Origin of the sequence: Clostridium sp. DFI.1.208 (assembly GCF_024463855.1) — a bacterium.
In the GTDB taxonomy this organism is placed as follows: Bacteria; Bacillota_I; Bacilli_A; order Erysipelotrichales; family Erysipelotrichaceae; genus Clostridium_AQ.
On record NZ_JANGCA010000284.1, the window covers coordinates 1 to 282 of the forward strand.

Consider the following 282-nt stretch of genomic DNA (forward strand, 5'->3'; position numbering starts at 1 on the left):
TTTTACCTGCTTGGCCGTGGTATAACCGTAGAATACTGGTAATAAATAAAGCACAGCATTACCCATGCCATTCAACAGGATATAGATTCCGTCCTCTGGTGTCAGAATATCAACATATTTCAACAGAATATTGATTCCATTGATGATAGCACAGGCACACATAACATAGGTAGCAGGAAAAATGATTTCGGAAATGAATCGCATAAAGCGCGTCAAAGTCTTTTCATCACTTTTTGTTTCAGCAGCTTCAGCAGAAGCACAGACTCCTGTCTGTTCACAAAG

Annotated in this window: 1 pseudogene; it reads right to left on the minus strand. The window is 39.7% G+C overall.

The features are described 5' to 3' along the window. Positions 1-282: pseudogene (locus NE665_RS24390) on the minus strand (hypothetical protein); the annotation flags it as partial.